We start from the raw sequence: 3,718 nt of genomic DNA, 5'->3' as shown, positions 1-3,718 counted from the left end.
GTCAAGCTGGTCGTCAAGGCTGGCGAGACCGGACGTCTGTTCGGCACCGTCAAGCAGGCCGACGTGGCGGACGCTGTTGAGGCCGCCGGTCTCGGCCGCATCGACAAGCGCAAGGTTGAACTGCCGGCTCACATCAAGTCGACCGGTTCCTACCAGGCCAACGTCCGTCTCCACGACGACGTTTCCGCTGTGATCGAACTCGACGTAGTGGCAGGCAAGTAGTCCCCAGGACTCGCTGAACTGCACGGGAGGCCCCCGCCTCCGGATTCCTCAGGGAACCGGACGCGGGGGCCTCCTGCATGTGGCGGACGTTGTGCGCGGCCGCCGGGTCAGGGCTGGTGCAGCACTGTGGTGACGTGCCGGTAGCCGAGCCTGATCAGGTCTTCGAGGACCGCCACGTCGACGTCGTCGAGTTTGTTGAGGTACAGGCACCCGGCGCCGGTCCGGTGTTTCCCAAGGCGGCCGAGCAGTTCGACGGATTCGGGCCCGTACGTAAGTCCGTAGAGGGAGAGGCTGGACTTCCGGGGCGAGAAGCCGACTGCCGGGGCCTCACCCTCCCGTCCGGTTGCGTAGCGGTAGTGATAACGGCCGAAGCCCACAATGCTGGGCCCCCACATCTGTGCCTCCTGGCCGGTGATGCGGGACATCAGGGACTGCAGTCGCAATCCGTCCGCCCGCCGGACCGGGTGTTCGACGGCGGCCAGGAAACCGGCCACCGACTCCCCTGTTGCCTGGGTCTTGTTTTCCGCCATACAGGCAGTCTCGCAGATGGCGGCGGGACTGTTCGTGGGTCCGGGGCGGCCCCACGGCAGAACGGGAATAAAGCCGGCGGGCCACAGCTTCTACAGGTAGATGCAAATGCATGTAGATAAGTTCCCCAGGAACCAGGCACAGGAGTACACCGTGGAAAGCCGCCGCATAACCGTTCTCTCCGCCGGACTCGGCGTCCCGTCGTCGAGCCGCCTTCTCGCGGACCAGCTGGCCGCCGCCGCGGAACAGCGGCTCGCCGCGGCGGGCTATGCCGTGACGGTCGACGTGGTCGAGCTTCGTGATCTGGCGGTCGAGATCGCCAACAACTTTGTCACCGGTTACGCGGCACCACGCCTCGCCGAGGCCATCGCAGGCGTCGAGGCCTCCGACGGCATCATCGCCGTCAGTCCGGTGTTCAGCGCCTCCTACAGTGGCCTGTTCAAGTCGTTCATTGACGTACTGGATCCCAAGTCCCTCGAGGGCAAGGCCGTCCTGCTGGGCATCACGGGCGGCACGGACCGGCACCAGATGGTGCTTGACTACGCCATGCGGCCGCTCTTTAGCTACCTCCGCACCAGGATTGCGGCCACCGGGGTGTTCGCTGGCCCGCAGGACTGGGGCGCCGCGGGCGACGGCGGGTCCCCGCTCTCTGTCCGGATCGACCGGGCCGCCGGGGAGTTCACCGGTCTCCTCGAAGGCACCCAGCCGCACACCCGGCAGGCGCCGGTCGAATCCCTGCCCTTTGAGCAGCTGCTCGCCGGGATCTCGGGCGGCCGGTAGCCGGCAGCGAACTATTCGGGCCCGGGGTTCGTTGTCCGGGACATGAAATGTCCTGTGGATTCCGTAGACCTGGTGATGAGCGAACGAGGCGGCGTGGAGATTGACTACTGCCCGCAGTGCCGCGGCGTGTGGCTGGACCGGGGGGAGCTAGACAAGATCATCGACCGTTCGGAGTCCTTCGGCGCGCCCGGGGGAGCCGCGGCGGCTTCCGCGCCCGCCCCGGTGCCGCCGCCGGCGGCCCAGGTGCCGCCGCCGCTTTACCACCTTGAGCCGCGGAGCGGGGAGCGCCGGCCGGACGAACGGCGCTACGACGACCGGCACCGGGACGATCGCCGCGATCGCCCGCGATACGACCAGCCCCGGTACGACCAGCCCCGCTATGACGACCGCCGGAGGCCGAAGAAGAAGGAAGGCTGGCTGGGGGAGCTGTTCGACTTCTAGCTGCGCCGCTGCCGGAACGGACTGATCAGTCCTCCAGCAGGGCGATGAACTCCTGGGCCTGCTTCAGCGAGATGTCCGAGTGCCGGGTCAGGGCCGCAGCGGCTGCCTCGGTTTCGCCGCTCCGGGCCAGCGTGCGGATGCGCCCGTAGATTTCGTCGTTGAGCATGTTGCTGCTGACTTCGCGCGTCACGTCGCCTTTGCTGGCAATCGCCCGGTAGCGGTAGGGAAACCGCTGCGGTGAGTCATCATCGTCATCGTGAGCCGGCTGCTCGGGCGCCTCCGGGGGGCGGAACGGCTGCGGGTGCGCGGCCAGGGCACCCACCGCATCCCGTGAGGCGCGGAGACCCTCGCCGGTGGACTCCAGGTAGAGCTTGATGGCGGCCATGGCCTGTCCCTGGGCTATCAGGGCATACACGCGGCGGTGCTGCTCCTGATCCAGCCGGGACGCGGCGGCACGCGCTAGCTCCACCGAGTTGCGCCCGGGCTGCGGTTCCGCGTCCGGGCGGGAGCTCGGCTGGCGACGGGACAGGGCCCGGGCGCCCAGAACGACGGCGACGCCCACAACGGCGAGGATCAGGATGGGGATGAGCAGGGCTTCCATGGACTACAGCCGATCTACGTAATTCTTGGCGGTCAGGAGATCCGCGCGGGTGGCCTGGCGCAGCAGTTTGATGGCCTGGATTTTGTGCCCCGAACGCGCCAGGGCCTGGAGTTGGAGGGTGAACTGGGGACTTAGTTGTCCGCCGGGCAGCACCGCGCCGGGATAGCCGGCGCCCTGACGACCGGCACCCTGATAGCCCGCAGCGGCGCGGGCGTGCTCGGCCTGCTGCGACTGCTGCTGTTCATTCTGGCTGGGCCGGGTCGCCGCGTCCACCCGGGCCCGGGCCGCAGTGGCCGCCTTGACCTGGGCCTCATAGTGGGCCCGGGAGCGCATGGCGAGTTCCAGCTGGTACCGCTCGGCGTCAGAGATGCCGAAATTGCGCGGCTTGAGGGCCGCCGAGACGGCCCAGAGAACGCCCGCCAGGATCAGGGCAGGCAGTATGACAATCAAGACATCGCCCATGGCCACAGCTTATGCCAGTTGCGGGTTATCCACAGCATATTCTCGGCGTCGTATACACGCGGCGGCAGTCATCGCCGCAAAATCTCYTGCGGCGTGACAGCCATCATAAAATTCGCATGTTCGGCCCGGTATATGGTGCGCCGGGGATGCCGCTATCCCCAGTCCGGGCATGCTGGCTGTGGATGAAAATTTCCCATAACTATTTGTCCTCCACAGGGAAAAGGCGGCGTTTTCGCATGTCAGAGCCATATTTGGGGTAAAACAATTTTGCTATCCACAGTTGTACCCACAGGCTGTGCACAAGCACGGGGCGGTAGTCCACAAGTTATCCACAAGTGGGTCTCCGGGCCGGGTTGGTGGGGGTGGCAACGGGCGATACCGTAGCGGGAGACCAGGTTGGCAGCGCGGATTTCGGCCGTGGAAACTGCCGCCCGCACAGGGCCACCACTCCACGCCCAGGTGTCGCAGGTCCGGGCCGCAGGCCGGGTCCGGACGTCAGGGTGCACGGCAAAGAGTCGGTGGCCACTGATAGACAGTAAACGGCGGAGGCCGGGGCGCGGCCGTACCGCGGCCCTCCTCCAGTGGCCGCACTTCGCGCCACAGGCTTCACCACGCAGGGCTTACCCGCCGCGGAACAATTTTCCGCCGGCACAATGAAGGACGGCAGTTTTGTCAGTAACACAT

General features: G+C 66.9%; 6 protein-coding genes. 3 read left to right on the top strand and 3 right to left on the bottom strand.

Annotated features, from left to right (window positions below):
- On the top strand, positions 1–222 hold a 222-nt coding region (rplI, locus tag AC1DHD_RS14855), incomplete at its 5' end, for a 50S ribosomal protein L9 (RefSeq protein ID WP_476880453.1).
- 107 nt (positions 223–329) lie between these two features.
- Here rplI and AC1DHD_RS14850 read toward each other — a convergent pair.
- A complete protein-coding gene (locus AC1DHD_RS14850; RefSeq protein WP_476880452.1) occupies positions 330–752 on the bottom strand; it encodes a DUF1801 domain-containing protein in 423 nt (140 codons plus the stop codon).
- A gap of 151 nt (positions 753–903) precedes the next feature.
- Here AC1DHD_RS14850 and AC1DHD_RS14845 point away from each other — a divergent pair, with 151 nt between their 5' ends.
- Positions 904–1,530 (top strand): FMN reductase, encoded by a 627-nt coding sequence (locus AC1DHD_RS14845; RefSeq protein WP_476880454.1) that lies wholly within the window; start codon positions 904–906, stop codon positions 1,528–1,530.
- A 42-nt stretch (positions 1,531–1,572) separates the two neighbouring features.
- Positions 1,573–1,971 carry a TFIIB-type zinc ribbon-containing protein gene (locus AC1DHD_RS14840; protein WP_476880451.1) on the top strand — a complete coding sequence of 133 codons (399 nt, stop codon included), beginning with the start codon at positions 1,573–1,575 and terminating at the stop codon, positions 1,969–1,971.
- Between the two features lie 25 nt (positions 1,972–1,996).
- Here the strand turns inward: AC1DHD_RS14840 and AC1DHD_RS14835 are convergent, their stop codons facing one another.
- Complete coding sequence (locus AC1DHD_RS14835; protein WP_476880450.1) at positions 1,997–2,572, bottom strand: hypothetical protein; 576 nt, start codon at positions 2,570–2,572, stop codon at positions 1,997–1,999.
- Between the two features lie 3 nt (positions 2,573–2,575).
- Positions 2,576–3,034: a hypothetical protein gene (locus tag AC1DHD_RS14830; protein WP_476880449.1), complete on the bottom strand. Its 459-nt coding sequence runs from the start codon at positions 3,032–3,034 to the stop codon at positions 2,576–2,578.
- Positions 3,035–3,718: the final 684 nt, after the last annotated feature.

Source organism: Arthrobacter sp. 05L45_2 (assembly GCF_056397525.1).
This window is presented reverse-complemented; position numbering and strand designations above follow the sequence as displayed.